The sequence below is a fragment of the Bremerella sp. JC817 genome (assembly GCF_040718835.1).
Lineage (GTDB): Bacteria > Planctomycetota > Planctomycetia > Pirellulales > Pirellulaceae > Bremerella.
The window spans coordinates 1-349 of record NZ_JBFEFG010000028.1; the positions used below are offsets into that span (position 1 = coordinate 1).

1 protein-coding gene is annotated in these 349 nt (G+C 57.6%); it reads left to right on the top strand.

The window, feature by feature from the left end:
- The coding region (locus tag AB1L30_RS00130; protein WP_367011335.1) for a hypothetical protein at positions 1 to 349 on the top strand (349 nt) is incomplete at both ends.

Sequence of the window (349 nt, forward strand, 5' to 3'; positions counted from 1 at the left end):
CGATGGCAAGCCGCTTGAAGAAACCTTCGGCACCACGAGCGCCGATTGGTTCTGGCACGATGGCGGCGTGGTCGACATCGAAAACGAAACCGTCACGCTGCGCCTAAAAGACCTGACTGGTTTCGATGGCCGCTGCGACGCGATCTACGACGGCAAATCGTTTCCGAACGATCGTGGTTATTCGGATAACTTCTTCTCGTTCGTCGAAGCGAACGCTCCACTGGTCGCTCGAGGCATTCCAGCGGACATGCGAGATCACCGCTCCGGTCGGGCAAGCAAATCGGCAGAAGCCCATCGGAACGAACGCCGAGAAGATCAATCCACCGAATTGGATCTTTGGCCCGGTCTG